Source organism: Paraburkholderia diazotrophica, from assembly GCF_038900755.1.
Classification (GTDB): domain Bacteria; phylum Pseudomonadota; class Gammaproteobacteria; order Burkholderiales; family Burkholderiaceae; genus Paraburkholderia; species Paraburkholderia diazotrophica_A.
The window spans coordinates 23,608-40,478 of record NZ_JBBPEN010000007.1 but is presented as its reverse complement, the minus strand read 5'-3'; the positions used below and the strand labels follow the sequence as shown (position 1 = coordinate 40,478).

General features: G+C 62.3%; 12 protein-coding genes, 1 tRNA gene and 2 riboswitches. Of the genes, 8 read left to right on the top strand and 5 right to left on the bottom strand.

What is annotated here, in order from left to right; all coding sequences use genetic code 11:
• Window positions 1-77 precede the first annotated feature (77 nt).
• Window positions 78-1,196, bottom strand: a complete 1,119-nt coding sequence (gcvT, locus tag AABE10_RS21685; protein WP_342935311.1) for a glycine cleavage system aminomethyltransferase GcvT — start codon at window positions 1,194-1,196, stop codon at window positions 78-80.
• An 87-nt stretch (window positions 1,197-1,283) separates the two neighbouring features.
• Window positions 1,284-1,426, bottom strand: a riboswitch (glycine riboswitch).
• Between the two features lie 51 nt (window positions 1,427-1,477).
• A riboswitch (glycine riboswitch) is annotated at window positions 1,478-1,587 on the bottom strand.
• A 220-nt stretch (window positions 1,588-1,807) separates the two neighbouring features.
• Between gcvT and AABE10_RS21680 the strand changes: the two genes are divergently transcribed.
• On the top strand, window positions 1,808-2,617 hold the full coding sequence (locus AABE10_RS21680; RefSeq protein ID WP_342935310.1) for a hypothetical protein: 810 nt from the start codon (window positions 1,808-1,810) through the stop codon (window positions 2,615-2,617).
• A gap of 102 nt (window positions 2,618-2,719) precedes the next feature.
• On the opposite strand, the gene AABE10_RS21675 is transcribed toward AABE10_RS21680, so the two are convergent.
• Entirely contained in the window at window positions 2,720-3,769 is a 1,050-nt protein-coding gene (locus AABE10_RS21675; protein ID WP_342935309.1) for an oxidoreductase, read from the bottom strand.
• Window positions 3,770-4,147: 378 nt separating this feature from the next.
• Between AABE10_RS21675 and AABE10_RS21670 the strand changes: the two genes are divergently transcribed.
• Window positions 4,148-6,235 (top strand): UvrD-helicase domain-containing protein, encoded by a 2,088-nt coding sequence (locus AABE10_RS21670; protein WP_342935308.1) that lies wholly within the window; start codon window positions 4,148-4,150, stop codon window positions 6,233-6,235.
• A 91-nt stretch (window positions 6,236-6,326) separates the two neighbouring features.
• On the opposite strand, the gene AABE10_RS21665 is transcribed toward AABE10_RS21670, so the two are convergent.
• On the bottom strand, window positions 6,327-7,259 hold the full coding sequence (locus tag AABE10_RS21665; protein WP_342935307.1) for a c-type cytochrome: 933 nt from the start codon (window positions 7,257-7,259) through the stop codon (window positions 6,327-6,329).
• Window positions 7,260-7,591: 332 nt separating this feature from the next.
• Here AABE10_RS21665 and AABE10_RS21660 point away from each other — a divergent pair.
• Window positions 7,592-7,667: transfer RNA gene (locus tag AABE10_RS21660), tRNA-Arg, on the top strand.
• Between the two features lie 268 nt (window positions 7,668-7,935).
• Here AABE10_RS21660 and AABE10_RS21655 read toward each other — a convergent pair.
• Window positions 7,936-8,409 carry a hypothetical protein gene (locus AABE10_RS21655; protein ID WP_342935306.1) on the bottom strand — a complete coding sequence of 158 codons (474 nt, stop codon included), beginning with the start codon at window positions 8,407-8,409 and terminating at the stop codon, window positions 7,936-7,938.
• A gap of 434 nt (window positions 8,410-8,843) precedes the next feature.
• On the opposite strand from AABE10_RS21655, the gene AABE10_RS21650 reads away from it, so the two are divergent.
• From AABE10_RS21650 to AABE10_RS21630, 5 genes are all read left to right on the top strand, one after another.
• Window positions 8,844-9,065 (top strand): hypothetical protein, encoded by a 222-nt coding sequence (locus AABE10_RS21650; protein WP_342935305.1) that lies wholly within the window; start codon window positions 8,844-8,846, stop codon window positions 9,063-9,065.
• 39 nt (window positions 9,066-9,104) lie between these two features.
• Window positions 9,105-9,803, top strand: a complete 699-nt coding sequence (locus AABE10_RS21645; protein ID WP_342935304.1) for a class I SAM-dependent methyltransferase — start codon at window positions 9,105-9,107, stop codon at window positions 9,801-9,803.
• Between the two features lie 199 nt (window positions 9,804-10,002).
• The gene (locus tag AABE10_RS21640; protein ID WP_342935303.1) at window positions 10,003-10,821 is read left to right on the top strand and encodes a hypothetical protein; all 819 of its coding nucleotides are present in this window, start codon (window positions 10,003-10,005) and stop codon (window positions 10,819-10,821) included.
• Window positions 10,822-11,027: 206 nt separating this feature from the next.
• On the top strand, window positions 11,028-12,848 hold the full coding sequence (locus AABE10_RS21635) for a tetratricopeptide repeat protein (protein ID WP_342935302.1): 1,821 nt from the start codon (window positions 11,028-11,030) through the stop codon (window positions 12,846-12,848).
• A 2-nt stretch (window positions 12,849-12,850) separates the two neighbouring features.
• Entirely contained in the window at window positions 12,851-15,346 is a 2,496-nt protein-coding gene (locus tag AABE10_RS21630; protein WP_342935301.1) for a tetratricopeptide repeat protein, read from the top strand.
• A gap of 91 nt (window positions 15,347-15,437) precedes the next feature.
• Here AABE10_RS21630 and fliD read toward each other — a convergent pair whose 3' ends face one another.
• A complete protein-coding gene (gene fliD / locus AABE10_RS21625) occupies window positions 15,438-16,871 on the bottom strand; it encodes a flagellar filament capping protein FliD (RefSeq protein ID WP_342935300.1) in 1,434 nt (477 codons plus the stop codon).

The following is a 16,871-nucleotide window of genomic DNA, read 5'->3' as shown; positions in this document are numbered from 1 at the left end:
GATGGATGGGACGCACGCGACGCTCTAGTGTCTGTCTGGTGACTGTCTCGTGACGCTCATCGCGAGCTCGGTAACGATCAGCTCACGAGCACTTTGCCGTTGCGCACGAATGGCAGTTTAACCACGCTGGCGGGAAGTGCCTTGTCACGTATCTGCACGTGCACGACGTCGCCCGGCTGCACGCCTTTCGGCACGCGCGCGAAGGCGATCGATTCCTGCATGGTCGGCGAGAACGTGCCGCTCGTGATTTCGCCTTCGCCGTGCGGCGTGACGACCTTTTGATGCGCGCGCAACACGCCCGCCGCCTTGCCGTTGTCCTTGTGCAGGATCAGGCCGACGAACGCGGATTTCGAGCCGTCCGCTTCGAGTTTGGCCCGGCCGATGAAATCGCGCGGCGCGGAGAGATCGACGGTCCATGCGAGACCGGCGTCGAGCGGCGACATGTTGTCGTCCATGTCCTGGCCGTACAGATTCATGCCTGCTTCCAGGCGCAGCGTATCGCGCGCGCCGAGACCGGCGGGACGCACGCCTTGTGCCTGCAGCGCATTCCACAGCGCTTCGACGTGCGTAGCGGGGACGATGATTTCGAAGCCGTCTTCGCCCGTGTAGCCGGTGCGCGCGACGGTCAGCTCGCCGAACGGCGTATCGGCGACGCGCGCCGCGTTGAACGGCTTGAGGCCTTCACTGGCGGCGCGGGCGGCGGGCACCGTCGCCCAGACTTTTTCGCGCGCGTTCGGGCCTTGCACGGCGACGATCGCATAATCGCGGCGCGGCTCGATCGTGAGGCCGAAGCCTTCTGAGTCGTTGAGCTTGTTGAACCACGCGACGTCTTTGTCCGCTGTGCCGGCATTCACGACGACGCGGAAATGGTCTTCTGAAAAGTAGTAGACGATCAGATCGTCGATCACGCCGCCTTCGGGGTTCAGCAGGCACGAATAGAGCGCTTTGCCCGGCGTTTGCAGCTTGCCGACGTTATTGGCCAGCGCGCGCTCGAAGAAAGCGCGCACGCGTTGACCGGTGAAATCGACGACGCACATGTGGGACACGTCGAACATGCCCGCATCGGTGCGCACGGCGCGATGCTCTTCGAGCTGCGAGCCGTAATTGACGGGCATGTCCCAGCCGCCGAAGTCGACCATGCGGGCGTTCAGCGCGCGGTGCGTGGCGTGGAGCGGGGTGTGTTTGAGTTCGGTCATCGGGGCCTCGGGCGTCGCTAAACAGGAAAGGCCATGCGGCGAAACCCTCGCGGCCTGATCCCACTGCGGGCCAACGAGCGATTACTGCATGCCCCCTCTGTCCTCGATACCTGAGAGATTGCGCCGCCGTCAGCGAGTGCTGGCTGGCATTGCGCGCGCCCCTTCGGTGGGCAGCTTGCGCGTGCAGCATGTGTGCATCGGCGCTACTGCCGCTCTCCAGAGTGCGAAAAACGCGCGCTCATTCGGATGAGGTCGTGACGACCGGATGACGAGCGGGTTTTCCGACGCGTTCGGTCCTTTTGCCTGAGAGTTTGCGGGTGTGCCCCTTCGGCGGCGCTGGCTGCTGTGTGCTCAAGACGACAGCAGGCGGCGCGCTCTCCCGACGCGTGCGGCGAATGTACGCGAGGGTGGGAGGCTTGTCAAATAAGCGCGCGGAGGGCCGGCCGGCGTGTCCCATTTTTCAAAAATGCGTCGCCGAAGAGTGCGCGATTGAGGGAATTGGCCCCGAATGTTGCGATTGATCGGCAAATTGTCTTGCAGAGGCGTATCGGATACTGGCAAAACGGCGGCATGCGGCCATTCACAATCGATTCAAATTCCCAAGCCAAGCGATGACCAAGGCGCACATCTACCAGATCTTCTATTCGGACGAGACCCGAAGCATGCTGGACAAACGCTTCATTCCGCTCGACAACATGGGCCAGCGGCCGGACTGGTGCGAATACTGGCCGATCCGCAGCTTTCTCCTCAGCAACGAGCTGGACGACGACGCGTTCTACGGTTTTCTGTCGCCCAAGTTCGCGAGTAAGACGAATCTGGAGGCGAGCGACGTTTTTGCGTTTCTGGAGACGGTGCCGGAGTCGACGGACGTCGTCTCCTTTTCGCCTTTTTTCGATGCTGGCGCGTTGTTTCCGAATGTGTTTCTGCAGGGCCAGTACCAGCATCCGAATGCCTGGCAGCCGTTTGTCGAGATCGCCGCGCTGTTGACACCGGGCGTCGATCTCAACACGCTGATCATGGATTCGTCGAATTCGGTCTATTGCAACTACTTTGTCGCAAAGCCGCGGTTCTGGCGGCACTGGCTGAGTCAGGCGGAGATCGTCTTCGATATAGCGGAGACCCATCGCACGCCGCTTGCGCGGGCGCTCAATGAAGGCACGCGCCATAACGCGAGCGAATGGCCCGTGAAGGTGTTCGTCATCGAGCGGCTGATCTCGCTGCTGCTCGCGACGCAGAAGCAATGGCGCACTGTGTCGTTCAATTCGATGGTGCTGCCGCTTGCTTATGAGACATCGGGGCGGGTGCCGCACGAACTGGTGATGCTGGACGCGCTCAAGCGGTCGGCTGTGGCGACGGGGCGTGGCGAGTATCTCACCGTCTATGCAAAGTTGCGGGAGCGTGTCACCGAGAAAATGACATGACGATGAGGCGCGTGCGTCGACGGCTTCAACGATGCGCGCCCACCTTCGGTGGCGTTGCCTGACGCGTTTCAAAGCGGGCAGACAACGCGCGCTATTTCGCGCTCACACGCCGCGCCGGAACGGCAACCGCACGCCTTCCTTGTTGCTGCGAGCCGCGAGTTCGATGATCGTCATTACGTCGACGGCATCCTGCGCGCTGACCGGGAACGCCGCGCCGTCGCGAATCGACGCCGCCAGCGCGCGGTAGAACTCGACATACACGCCGTCGCGCGTCGGCAGTTCGCGCTGCACTTCCTGTTCGCCTTCGAGCACGCGCAATGTGCCCGCCTCGTTGCCGCCGCCGAAGCCGGCGTCGCCGGGGCGCAGGCCCGCCTTTAGCTGATCTTCCTGCGTGTCGAGGCCGTGCTTCACGTAACTGCCGCGCGTGCCGTGGATCGTGAAGCGCGGCGCGACGATTGCCGTCAGCGCGCTCGCGTGCAACACGACTTCGTGGGTCGCATAGCCGAGCAACAGATGCACGTAGTCCGGCGCACTCGCATTGTCGCGATGTGCCTTCACCGATGCATGGACCGTCTCGGGCGCGCCGAAAAGCGTCAGCGTCTGATCAATCAGATGCGGGCCGAGATCGAGCAGCAAACCGCCGCCGCGCGATGCCTCCTCGCGCCAGCGCTGCCGGATGCCCGGACGGAAGCGGTCGAAATGCGATTCGAAATGCGTGATGCGGCCCAGCTCTCCGCTTGCGATCAGCTCGCGCACGGTCAGAAAATCGCCATCCCAGCGGCGGTTGTGGAACGGCGCGAACAGCAGGCCCTTGCTCTGCGCGAGATCGGCGAGCGTGCGCGCGTCGGCGGCCGTGAGTGTGACGGGCTTGTCGACGACGACGTGCTTGCCCGCTTCGAGCACGCGGCGAGCCAGGTCGAAGTGCGTGTCGTTCGGGGTCGCGATCACGACGCATTCGATGTCTTTCAGCGCAAGCAGCGCGTCGATATCGGCGACGATGCGCGCGTTCGGATAGTCGGCGCGAGCCTTGTCGGGTTGCCCCGTGGCGATTGCGGCGACGTTCGCGCGTCCGCAGTGTTCGATCACCGGCGCGTGAAAGGTGGCGCCGGCAAAGCCGTAGCCCATCAAGCCAATTTTCAGCGATGAAGACATGCGTGTTCCCTGCAAAAGCGGCGCGCCGCGGGGGCGGCGCGCAACGGCGCAATTGTGGCACGGACGCGCTTTCGCTTGCGGCGCGCGGGGTCAGCGCGCGCCGCATCGCGGGCCGTTCTGGAGGCATGAGCGGAGGCATTCGCGAGAGCATTCGTGTTAACATCGCGGTTCTCACGCGAACGGCAAAAAGCGCATGGAATCAAGTGCGTGGCGCAAGAGATAGATGCAAGACGGATTCGCGGCGGATCGTTCGGCTAGCGCCATGCACCTGCTTCTTGTACCCGTCCGCACGATGCGCCATTCGAGCCGTCTCGCTGCATGTTTCCGGGTCGCCCGTTCGTCAGGCAGCGCCCTCAATTCATTTCTCATCCACACACGATGTCCGCAGGCCTGAATGCCGCTCAAAGCGAAGCGGTGCGCTATCTCGACGGTCCGTGCCTCGTGCTCGCGGGCGCGGGCAGCGGCAAGACACGCGTGATCACGCAGAAGATCGCGCATCTGATCGAAAACAAAGGCTTCGAGCCGCGCCATATCGCTGCCGTCACCTTCACGAACAAGGCGGCAGCGGAAATGCGCGAGCGCGTCGGCAAGCTGCTCGAAGGCAAGACGTTGACGACGCCCGGCAAGGAAGGCCGCAAGGTGCCCGTCAACCAGCTGACGGTGTGCACGTTCCACTCGCTCGGCGTGCAGATCCTTCGCCAGGAGGCGGAGCACGTCGGCCTGAAGCCGCAGTTCTCGATCATGGATTCCGACGACTGCTTCGGCATGATCCAGGAGCAGGTCGGCTCGACGGACAAGGGCTTCATCCGCAAGATCCAGACGATCATCTCGCTGTGGAAGAACGGGCTCATCATGCCTGAAGAGGCGATGGCGATTGCGTCGAACGAGGACGAGCATCAGGCCGCGATCGTCTATCGCAACTATGTCGCGACGCTGCACGCGTATCAGGCCGTCGACTTCGACGATCTGATCCGTCTGCCCGCCGAGCTCTTCAAGAAGAACGAGCAGGTGCGCGACCGTTGGCAGAACAAGCTGCGCTATCTGCTGATCGACGAGTATCAGGACACCAACGCGTGCCAGTACGAACTGGTGAAGCTGCTGGCCGGTCCGCGCGCCGCATTTACGGCCGTCGGCGACGACGATCAGGCGATCTACGGCTGGCGCGGCGCAACGCTCGAAAACCTCGCGCAATTGAGCAAGGACTTCCCGAAGCTGCACGTGATCAAGCTCGAGCAGAACTATCGGTCGACGGTGCGTATCCTGACGGCGGCGAACAACGTGATCGCGAACAATCCGAAGCTCTTCGAGAAGAAGCTGTGGTCCGAGCACGGCATGGGCGACACGATCACCGTCACGGGGTGCAACGACGAAGAGCACGAAGCCGAGTCCGTCGTGTTCCGGCTGTCGGCGCACAAGTTCGAGCGCCGCACGCAGTTTCGCGATTACGCGATCCTGTATCGAGGTAATTTCCAGGCGCGCATCTTCGAACAGGTGCTGCGCCGCGAGCGCATTCCGTATGTGCTGTCGGGCGGCCAGTCGTTCTTCGATAAAGCGGAGATCAAGGATATTTGCGCGTATCTGCGGCTGATCGCGAATGCCGACGACGATCCCGCGTTCATCCGCGCGATCACGACGCCGCGCCGGGGCGTCGGCAATACGACGCTCGAAGCGCTTGGCGCGTTCGCGGGCCAGGCGAAGGTGTCGCTGTTCGAGGCGGTATATATGGGCGGCATCGAGGCGCGGCTGTCGGCCCGGCAGGTCGAGCCGCTGCGCGTGTTCTGCGATTTCATGCAGCGTCTGCGAGACCGCGCTGAGAAAGATGCGGCGACGTCCGTGCTCGACGACATGATGGAGGCGATCCACTACGAGGCGTACCTGTACGACGCATTCGACGAACGCCAGGCCCAGGCGAAGTGGCAGAACGTGCTGGAGTTTCTCGAGTGGCTCAAGCGCAAAGGCACGAAGCCCGAACCGGAAGCAGGCGCGGAGCAGACCGGCTACGACACTGCCGACGGTCTCACTGACACCGGCAAGAATCTGCTCGGTCTGATTCAGACGGTCGCGCTGATGTCGATGCTCGAAGGCAAGGATGAAGACCCGGATGCAGTGCGACTGTCGACGGTGCATGCGTCGAAGGGACTCGAATATCCGCACGTGTTTCTGGTGGGTGTCGAGGAGGGGATCATGCCGCATCGCGGCGGCACCGAGGACGACGGCCCGATCGACGACGCGCGCATCGAGGAAGAGCGCCGGCTGATGTACGTCGCGATCACGCGCGCGCAGCGTAGCCTGCATCTGAACTGGTGCAAGAAGCGCAAGCGGGCGCGCGAGACGGTGGTGTGCGAGCCGTCGCGCTTCATCCCCGAAATGGGCCTCGACGAAGCGCCGCCGCCGACACCGGAAGAAGCGCCGATGACGCCGAAAGACCGGCTGGCGAGTCTGAAGGCGCTGTTGCAGAAGGCGTGATCGATGTGCGGGCCGCGCATGCCGCATGAATGAAAAATCCCCGCACGACGCGGGGATTTTCGTTGCGGCTGACGCTGAAGATGTGCGCTGCTTATTTCGCCGCGCCGACCATGTAATCGACGGCGGCTTTCACGTCGGCATCCGATGCATTCGAGCCGCCCTTCGGCGGCATCGCGCCCTTGCCGTGCAGCGCGTAGTTGTAGATCGTGTCGATCGGGTCTTTCAGGCGCGGCGCCCAGGCTTCCTTGTCGCCGAATTTCGGCGCGTTCAGGACGCCCGCTGCGTGACAGGCCTGGCAGACCTGCTGATACAGCGCCTTGCCCGCCTGCGATGCGTCGGCGCTTTGCGCGCCCGATGCCGGCGCGGCCGTTTGGGGCACGTTCTTCATCGCGGCCATCGCGGCGGCGGCTTGCGCACTGGCGGTGTCGGACGCGCCTGCTGCCGCGCCCGATGCCGCTTCGGCGCCCGAAGCGGCCGCTGCGCCGGGTGCGCCTGCGGGACCCGCGGCCGGTTGGCCCGGCACGGGCTTCGGCGGATCGGCGAATTTCGCGCCCGCATTGTTCGCCATATAGGCGACGGCGAGGCCGATTTCATAATCGCTATAGTCATCCGGGCTCGTGCCGCCGCGCGGGGGCATCGCGCCCTTGCCGGTCAGCGCGGTGTGCCAGAGCGTGTCGAAGCCTTGCGCGATGCGTGGCGCCCAGTCGCCGGTGTTGGTGAATTTCGGCGCGCCTGCCGCGCCTGCCGCGTGACAGGCCGAGCAGACGGCCTTGTACACTTCTTCGCCCGTCTTGTAGACGCGCGGCGCGTTGGCGTCGCGAATGTCGACTTTGGCGATGGGGGCGGTGCGCGAGTCGACGACGGCGTCGGACAGACCATCGGTGCCCGCGCCTGTACGCGTCGAGTTGTCGACGTAGTAGGCGAGCAAAACGATGATGACGATGGGGACAGCAAAGCCGGCGATGACTGCGGCGATTAGCTGTCCGGGGGTCTTGATCGGGGCTCCGTGTGGTGCTTCGCTCATGCTTGTCTCGTCTCCCATGGGTATTGTGAGCGGTACAGCGCGACGGCAACGACTTTGTTCTTGATAAGCCACGGACGATTATAGACGGAAGGTTTCGGCGCTGGTGCGCGGGCCTCCAGCGTGTTCAGTAGGCGTTTACGCGGACATTTTTCGGTTCTGGCGCTGTTTTGTGACTGATCGGACATGGTCTTCGACGGCCCTGCGGATAGTGCGGGCCGGCCTGCGGTGGACGGGCCGCCTGAAAACGGGTATCCTCTCGGTCTCGCTTTGGCGCCGCGTGTCGCATCAACTTCGTGATTTGCAGCGCTTTTCGCCGAGCATTTCCGCCGAATGCGCCCGTAGCTCAATGGATAGAGTACTGCCCTCCGAAGGCAGGGGTTGCTGGTTCGATCCCAGCCGGGCGCGCCATCTCCGATATGTAGCCTCCGCGAAGTTCCGCAGCAGCAGCATCATTCTCTCTTTCCGCTTCTGTCCGGAAATGCGTGGCGATCCACCCACGGCTGATTCAGGCTTTTCTCTCCTCCGCGTACTGCATTTCTGTCCGCCGAACCGATGTGTTTGACTCACGGCCGCACTGATCGCTGCGGCGCGCGCGCTTTCCGCACTGTATTTCGGCCTGACCGGATACGTACTGGATAACGCGCCGTCGCAGTCAAAACGTACGGCTTCCTAAACATCATTCGCCGTATTTTTCCAGATACTTTCTGTAGCCGGCATGCCATCGCGGGGTCGCGAATGCGCCGGCGCTTTCATGCACGACGCTGATCGGCCAGGTGCCCATTTTCATGTTCCGCAGTTCGGCCTGGCGGCAAAAATCCAGGTCATAGAAATGAAAGTCGAAGCGCTCGTCGAAGCGCAGGTCGTTTGCCGCCAGTTTTTCGCTGTCGGCGATCAGCAGCAGGCCATCGAGCAATTTGCATTCGACACCCGAAGCCCCATAGCGAGAAACCTTGCACGGAAACATCTTGCCGTGCCCCACCGCTCCGCTCAGGTATTGCGGGTCATCCCAATCGAAATGCGAGAGTTGCGATCCCTCCAGGTCGGGATTCGTCTTCACGAAAGCCCATCCTGCTTGCTGCGCGACGCGACGCCGGTTGCCTGCGACCCCTGCAATATCGAAGTGTTGTGCCGCTTCGCGAATGCGTTCCACCCAATAGAAATCGTTGAGCCAGACATCGTCGTGGGCGAATACGAGAATCGCCGGATCTTTCTTCGCCGCATCGATTGCCGCGTTATAGACAACCGGTAGTCCACGCGTATTGCTATCGAACAGCAGCAACTCGGGCGCCTGACGAAAGCGATACAGACTGAGCGAGAGTCCGAGCGCGGTGTGCGTCAAAAACGTTTCGCCTGGCGATCGGGTCGCACAGACAAGCCTGATGGGTTTCACTGTCGTTGTTTCCGCCTGAGTCGGACTAGCGCATATCAATCCGGCGATGATGCGATACCTCACCGGTCACGGCAAGGGGTGTGAATCGGCGAAGGGCCGGCGAAAAAATGGAGAGCGCGAGTGAATGGGCGCGGGCGGTCGGTCGAACGAAAAAGGTGCAATAGTCCGCTTTGATTGGCGGATTGAAGGCGACGGTGGCTGCCTATACTGCGGCATCCGTCTCCATCTTCTCTTTCGTCGCCATGCAACAGACTCCCGTTCATCGGATTCGCAATGACGAACTGCTTAAGCTGATGCCGATCCGCGTCCGCAGGCGTGTCGAGATGGGATATGGCTCGGGCGCGCTGGCGAGAGAATGCCGGAAGCTCAATCTGTGGGATCAAATTCCACCCTCAATTCATCAACCTGACCTGTAGCCTGATTCGGGTGAAGAATTTTCTACGAACGCGAGGAGCATGATGCACCCGACCGCAATGATGAATTGCACGAAATTCTTTGAAGCTTATGCCGATTCCTTTCTGGATCAGCAAAAGGTCAGGGTCATAGAAATTGGTTCTCAGGACGTCAATGGCGGTTTGCGCGGAACTGCGCCGGCTTCCTTCGAATACATTGGCGTCGACTTTGTCGAAGGCAAGGGCGTCGATGTTGTTCTCGACGATCCCTATTCGTTGCCATTTGAAAGCGAGTCCGCCGACATCATTCTGTCAAGCTCATGCTTTGAGCATTCGGAAATGTTCTGGCTCGTCTTTCTAGAAATCATGCGGGTACTCAAGCCTAAAGGGCTGCTCTATATGAATGCGCCATCCAATGGGCCATTTCATCGCTACCCCGTGGACTGCTGGAGATTTTACCCGGACAGTGGCCGGGCGCTTGTAACCTGGGCAAAACGGAACGCGATGAATGTCGCGCTATTGGAGTCATATGTCAGTGCTCAGGTGCCGGGTGACATCTGGAATGATTTCGTCGCTGTATTCGTGAAAGATGAAGCGCATGCTGAAGGCTTTCCGAAGAGAATCCTCAACGCCAAGACCGATATTAGCAACGGTGTCGTTCGCGGTATCGATGAATTTGTCAATCAATCCGCGATGCCTGAGGACATGAGGAAGTTGATGGTAATCGGCCAGATTGTCGAAAACAAAATACGAATTAATTGAGGCGTGTGAAGGTGGCTGCATCTGCCCGGGCCGCCCGTTTCCTTCTCCTCCTTCTTTGCATGGAACAGACTCCGGTTCATCGCATTCACAGCAATACGTGATCAACGCGGTGCGGCGCGGGCGTGACGCGTGGCAAGCGCAGGTGCCGGAAGTCCGGCCTTGCCGGGCAGCCAGTTGCGGCGCGTAGACGAGTGATCGAATGAAAGCGAACGTTTATCAGATTTTCTATTCCAGCGAGACGCGCGCGTCTCTCGATGCCGGATTCATTCCACTCGACAACACAGGCGGGCGCCCGGACTGGTACGAATACTGGCCCATCCGCCAGTTCCTGCTGAATACCCCGCTGAACGCGAACGAGGGATACGGGTTCCTTTCGCCGAAGTTCAGCCAGAAGACCAGGCTGTCGTCCGAAGCGGTGCTCCAGTTTCTCGCGGAAACGCCGGACGATGTCGATGTGGTCACGTTTCCGATGTTCTACGACGTGGCCGCGTTCTACCTCAATGTGTTCGAGCACGCCTGCCTTGCGCATCCGGGTATCACACCGACGGTGGTTAGCGCGCTGAAGCAGATCATGCCGTCAGTCGACATCAACACGCTGGTGATGACGTCGAAGGAGGCAGTGTTCTGCAATTACCTGGTCGCCAAACCGGCTTTCTGGGCCGAATGGATTGGGTTGTGCGACCAGTTGTTCGCCATTGCCGAATCCGGCGTCGGCGAACTGGCTGAGGGACTGAATGCGTCCGTGACCTACGTGCAGGACGCTGCACCGGCAAAGGTGTTCCTGATCGAGCGCATCGCGTCGCTGATCCTGTGCACCCAGCCGCAGTGGCGCGTCAGAAACTATAACGGGCTGACCATGCCGGCCTCGGCGAGCCCGATCCGACATATCGGAGTCGAATTGCTGATGCTCGACGGCCTGAAGTTCGCGGTTCGCGAGACAGGCTTTTCCGAATATCTCGCCGTATTCCGTCAACGCCAGGGCGAGCTGTTTCAGCAGGCGATCGCCGACACGCAGTGAGCGGCAGCCAGCCGCGTGCGTCGTCATAACCCGGCGAATTGCGGTCATTTGCCGGGTTTAATCCATGGATCGCTGTTGGCCGGCTGTTGCCAGAATCGAAGTATGGCGTGCTGTGTGCACGATTTGACAGCAGGGCTTTTCAGTTCGGTCATTGTCCGGCGAAACCTGTTGTTTCCCGCATTGTTTTTCGACGGAAACATCTATTCATGAGCGAATTCAAGTTTGCCGACCTGGGTGGCGAGACGACGGACGAGTTGCTGTCGCGCGCCGATGCACTGTGCCGCAGCAATCGGCTCGACGAAGCGGACAAGCTGTGCCTCGAGGTGCTCGCCATCGATCCTGCGCACGCCGGCGCGCTGAATCTGCGCGGCATGGTCGCGTATCGCAGCGGCGAGCACGCGCGGGCGGCGGACCTGATCATGGAGGCGATCAGCAAAGATCCCAAGCCGGACTACTACTTCGCGCTCGGCAACGTGATGGCGGCGCATCGCCGGATGGCTGCCGCTGCTGAGTGTTTCCGGCTGGTCACGCAGATGCAGCCGGAGCATGCCGATGCCTACAACAACCTGGGCATCGCGCAGCGCGGGCTGAAGCAGTATCACGACGCTGTGCAGTCGTTCTGCAAGGTGCTGGAGCTGCAGCCCGGCAATGGCCGCGCGTACAACAACCTCGCCAATGTGATGCTCTCGCTGGACGAACTGCCGGCGGCGCTCGAGGCATGGCAGATCGCGACGGAGCGGGCCCCGGCCGAACTTGAGCCGCGCAGCAACCGGCTGACTGCGCTGAACTACGCCGCGGAGACGACGCCCGAGCAGTATCTGGACGAGGCGCGCAAGTTTGCCCAGGTGGTGGAAGAGGCGGCCCAGCCTTTCCGGAGCTGGCTCGTCGGCATGGCGCCGCGCACCGGGCGGCCGTTGCGGGTCGGGATCGTGTCGGGCGATGTGCGGCGTCATCCTGTCGGGTATTTTCTCGAGAGCGTGGTGAAGAGTCTCGATCCCACCCGCGTCGAACTGGTGGCTTACCAGACATCCCGCGACGAAGACGAATTGACCTTCCGCCTCAAGCCGCATTTCCACGGCTGGCAGTCGATTGCCGGCATCCGCGACTTTGCCGCTGCCCAGCAGATCCGCAACGACAAGATCGATGTACTGATCGATGCTTCCGGGCATACGACGCACAACCGTCTCGCGCTCTTCGCGTGGAAGCCCGCGCCCGTTCAGATCAGCTGGCCGGGTTATTTCGCGAGCACGGGACTCAAGGCGATCGACTACCTGCTCGGTGACCGTCACGTGCTGCCGCAGGGCGAAGAACATCACTTCGTCGAAAAGCCGTGGCGGCTGCCGGACAGCTTCCTGTGCTTCACGCCGCCGGACCACGCGCCGGCAGTCGGCCCGCTGCCCGCGCTGAAAAACGGCTTCGTCACGTTCGGCTATTTCGGCCGGCTGACCAAAATGACCGATGTCGTCGTTGCGACGTGGGCGGCAATCCTGCGTCGCGTGCCGGGTTCCCGCCTGCTGCTGAAGGCGGCGCAGCTCGACTTCGACGATATCCGCGAGACGACGCTCAAGCGCTTCTCGATGCATGGGGTCGGCGCGGAGCAATTGCAGCTCGAAGGGTTCTCGGCGCGCGGCGACTATCTGGATGCGTACAACCGCGTCGATATCGCGCTGAGCCCGTTCCCGTACTCGTCCGGCACGACGGCGGCCGAGAGCCTGTGGATGGGCGTGCCCGTGCTCGGCATGCACGGCGATCGCTTCGTCTCGCACATCGTCGAGAGCATCGCGCATGCGGCGGGACTCGGCGACGCGTGGATTGCGCAATCTCACGACGATTACATCGAGCGGGCCGTTGCATTCGCCGCGAATCCCCAGGCAGTAGGCGATTTGCGCGCCGGGCTGCGTGCGCAGGTGCTCGCGTCGCCGCTGTGCGATGCGCCGCGCTTTGCGCGCCACCTGGAGGACGCCCTGCATGCAATGTGGGATGAAAACCTCGCGCAGCGGCTGCAGACGAAACACGAGGGGGCGTGAGCATGAGCGAGGTCGACCGCGTGGCCGATATTCCGGCGACGATCGAGCGGGCGCTGGGCCATCACCGCGCGGGCCGGTTCGACGACGCGCGCTCGCTGTACGAGGACGTGCTGAGCGCGGACCCGCAGCAGCCCGATGCGCTGCATTTTCTCGGACTGCTCGCGTGCCAGCTGCATAAGACCGACGTCGGTGTGAAGTTGATCGAGCAGTCGCTCGCGGTGCGGCCCGATGCGATCTACTACAACAATTTCGGCAACGTGCTGGCGGATCTCGGCCGCTTCGACGAGGCGATCGTCAGCTACAAGAATGCGCTGGGTCTGCGATTCAACTATCCGGAAGCGCACAACAATCTCGGTAATGCGCTGCGTCAGGCGAAGCAGCCGGATGCGTCGATGCGCGCCTGCGCGGAAGCCATTCGCCTGCAACCGGGTTATGCGGAGGCCTACAACAACCTCGGCAACGCGCTGCATGACATGGGCGAGCTGGACGAAGCGGTGGCCAGCTATTGCAAGGCGATCGAGCTGAATCCGGAATACGCGGTTGCGTACAACAATGTCGGCAACGTATTGCGCGAGCAGGATAAGCCGGAACTGGCGATCGACCTTTTCCGCAAGGCCGTGGCGTTGCAGCCGAACCTGTGGGCCGCGCATCACAGCCTCTGTTTGCTGCTGCGCGAGCGCGGCGAACTGGCTGACGCGCTCGCGAGTCTTCGGCAGGCGCTCAGCCCCGAGGATGTCGAGGCGCGCAACACGCTCGCGTGCGTGCTGCGCGATACGGGCGACCTGGAGGGAGCGGAGAGCGAGTGCCGCGAAGTGCTGCGAATCGATCCGGACTTCGCGGACGCACACTGCACACTGGCCGGCGTGCTGTGCGGTCTTGGACGTCACGAGGATGCGCTGAAGTCCTGCGAGCGGGCGATCGAGCTCGATCCGGAGCACCAGCCGTCCTACCGTGGGCTGGGCCTGATCTATTACCACCTCGAGAGGCAGCCGGCCGCGATTCTCAGTCTTCGTCACGCGCTCGAACTGTCACCGCGGGACGATCACGCGTGGCTGATGCTCGCAAATGCGCTGCGCGAAGATCGTCAGCTCGATGAAGCGCTGGAGGCGGTCAACAAGTCGCTGTCGATCGGCGAGAAAAGCGCTGCCAAGTATCTGTCGCTCGGCGACATCCTGCAGGCTCGCGGGGAGATCGAGGAAGGCCTCGAGATGCACGTGAAGGCGCTGGAACTCGGATGCGATCCGATCGAGACGTATGCGCGCCTGCTGTTCACGATGCCGGGCTCGCCGCGTTATTCCGCGCTCGACATGCGCGAGCATGCAGTGCGCTATGGCCAGCTGGCGGCCGTCGCGGCCAAGCCGTTCACGCACGCGCTTTCTTCGTACGACGGCAAGCGGCCGTTGCGGATCGGTTTCGTGTCGGGCGACCTGCGCGGCCATCCTGTCGGCATCTTCCTCGAAAGCATCATGGGGCATCTGGACCGCGCGCGTATCGATCCGGTTGCGTATGTGACGTTCAACAAAAAGAACGATGGGATCACGGAGCGCCTGAAGTCGCATTTCTCCGCGTGGCATTCGATCGAGAAGCTGTCGACACTGGAGGCCGCCGAAAAGATTCGCGACGACAACCTCGATATCCTCGTCGATCTGTCGGGCCATACGGCGTTCACCGCACTGCCGGTTTTCGCGTGGCGTCCGGCGCCGCTGCAGGTCAGCTGGCTGGGCTTTTTCGGAACGACCGGCTGCGAGTTCATCGATTACTTCGTCGGCGATCCGCATACGTTGCCGCCAGGCGAAGAACATCATTTCGTCGAGAAGGCGTGGCGGCTGCCGGACAGCTACCTGTGCTTCACTCCGCCCGACAATGCGCCGGATGTCGGGCCGTTGCCGATGGAACGGAACGGCTTTGTCACCTTCGGGTATTTCGGCAAGCTCATCAAGGTGACGGACGATGTCGTGGCGCTGTGGTCTCGCGTGCTGCATCGCGTGCCGGACTCGAAGCTGTTCCTGAAGGCGATCGGCTTGTGGAGCGATTATTTGCAGATCAAGACGATCGAGCGTTTCGCGCGCCACGGCATCGATGCGAGCCGGCTGATTCTCGAAGGCGAGTCGTCGCGCGTCGAATATCTGGATGCCTACAATCGCATCGATATCGCGTTGAGCCCGTTTCCGTATGGGGGCGGCACGACGACGGCCGAGGGGCTATGGATGGGCGCGCCGGTGCTGGGCTTGAAGGGCGATCGCTTTCTCACGCATATCTGCGAAAGCCTGCTTCATGCGGCCGGGCTCGGCGAATGGGTGGCGGCAGACAAAGACGCGTATGTCGAGAAGGCGGTCGCGTTTGCGTCCGAGCCGGACAGGCTGGCAACCTTGCGCGCGGGACTGCGCGAACAGGCGAGGCTATCGCCGATGTGCGATGCGCCGCGCTTTGCGAACAACCTCGTTGACGCGTTTCATCGGATGTGGGAACTGCATCTGAATGCTCAGTCTGCTGTCTGAGCCGTGATGTCGGATACTGCGGCCAGCCGGTCTGATCGGCTGGCCGCAGCTTTTTGCAGCGTCATGCGTGCACAGCTGTGCGGCCGTCCAATTACTTGTTGGTCGCGAGCGCGCCGGCGCTGTTCTTGCCACCGAACAGCTGCGTCAGATAGTTCGTATTGTTCTGCATCTGCGCCATCAGCGTGTTCAGCGCGCTGAACTGTGCGGTGTATTGCGCTGTCAGCTGGTTCGAATAATCGGTCAGTTGCGTCGCCTGGTCCTGCAGGCTGCTCAGGTCCTGGTTCAGCGCCTGCGTGCGCTGATCGATGATGCCGCTCGTCTGAATGTACGACGACATGAACGTGTCCAGCTTCGCGCCGATCCCGGTGCCGCTGTTGAAGATCGCGTTCACGGCCGTGGGGTTCGACGTCAGGGCGGTTTGCAGCGCGGTGCTGTCCACCGACAGTGTTCCGTCCGGCTGCAGGTTCAGGCCGATCGATGCGAGGCTGTAGGTCGTGCCGCCGCTCGCGACACCTGCGCTGACCAGCGAGGCCAGACCGTTCGTGATGCCGTTCGTCATCGAATCGCCGAGCAGCGGACCGGCAGTCGAGGTGCTCGAATCGTACGACGAGAGCTTGCTGGCGGTCGTCACATAGTTGTTGTACGCGGTGACGAAGCTCTGGATTGCGGTGGCCGATGCCGATGTATCGGACGACACGGTGAGCGTTTGCGTGCTATTCGCCGCTGCGCCCGAAATATCCAGCGTGACGCCGCTCAGTACATTGGTCAGGGTGTTACTCGCGCTGGTCGTCGCAATGCCGTTGATGCTGACGTTCGCGTTCGCGCCGGGCGTGCTCGACTGAACCGACGCGAGTGCTGGATTGGCGCCGCCCGAATCGGAAATGGAAATCGCGGTGTTCGAGCCGGTCTGCGTCGAGGTGAGCGTGAGGTACTGATTGACGTTGCCCGACGAGTCGGTGGCCGTGACGACCGTCGCGGATACACCGGCGTTGGCCTTGTTGATCGCGCTGGCCACGTCGGACAGCGACGCCCCTTGCTTGATCGTGACGCTGGTTGCCGCGCCCGAGCCGACCGTGATGCTGAGCGTGTCGGCGCTGAACGTGGCTCCCGATGCGATCGGGTTCAGGCGCGCGGTGCTGGACGTCGCCACGTTCGTGACGGCGACCGAATAGGTGCCCGCGACGGCGCCCGTGCTGGTGGTTGCCGTCACGCCAGTGCTGGTGACGACTGCTTGCATCTGCGCGAGCGCGGTCCCGTTCAGGAAACCCGCGAGCGCAGTGTCGAGAGAAGAGAGCGCCGACTTGATCTGACCGACTGCCGAAAGCTCGGTATTGTCCGACGTCTGCTTGTTGGTGATGATTGCGCTTTGACCAGCCGTCTTCGCCGCCACGAGCGTCTGAACGAGCGAATTGACGTCCATCGTCGAATTGGTCGCGCCGCTGATGATCGACTGCGCCGCCGCCGCCAGTTGGGAAGACAGATCGGTTGTCGTCGTGGAAGTCGTGCTCGTGGTGGTGGTCGTCAT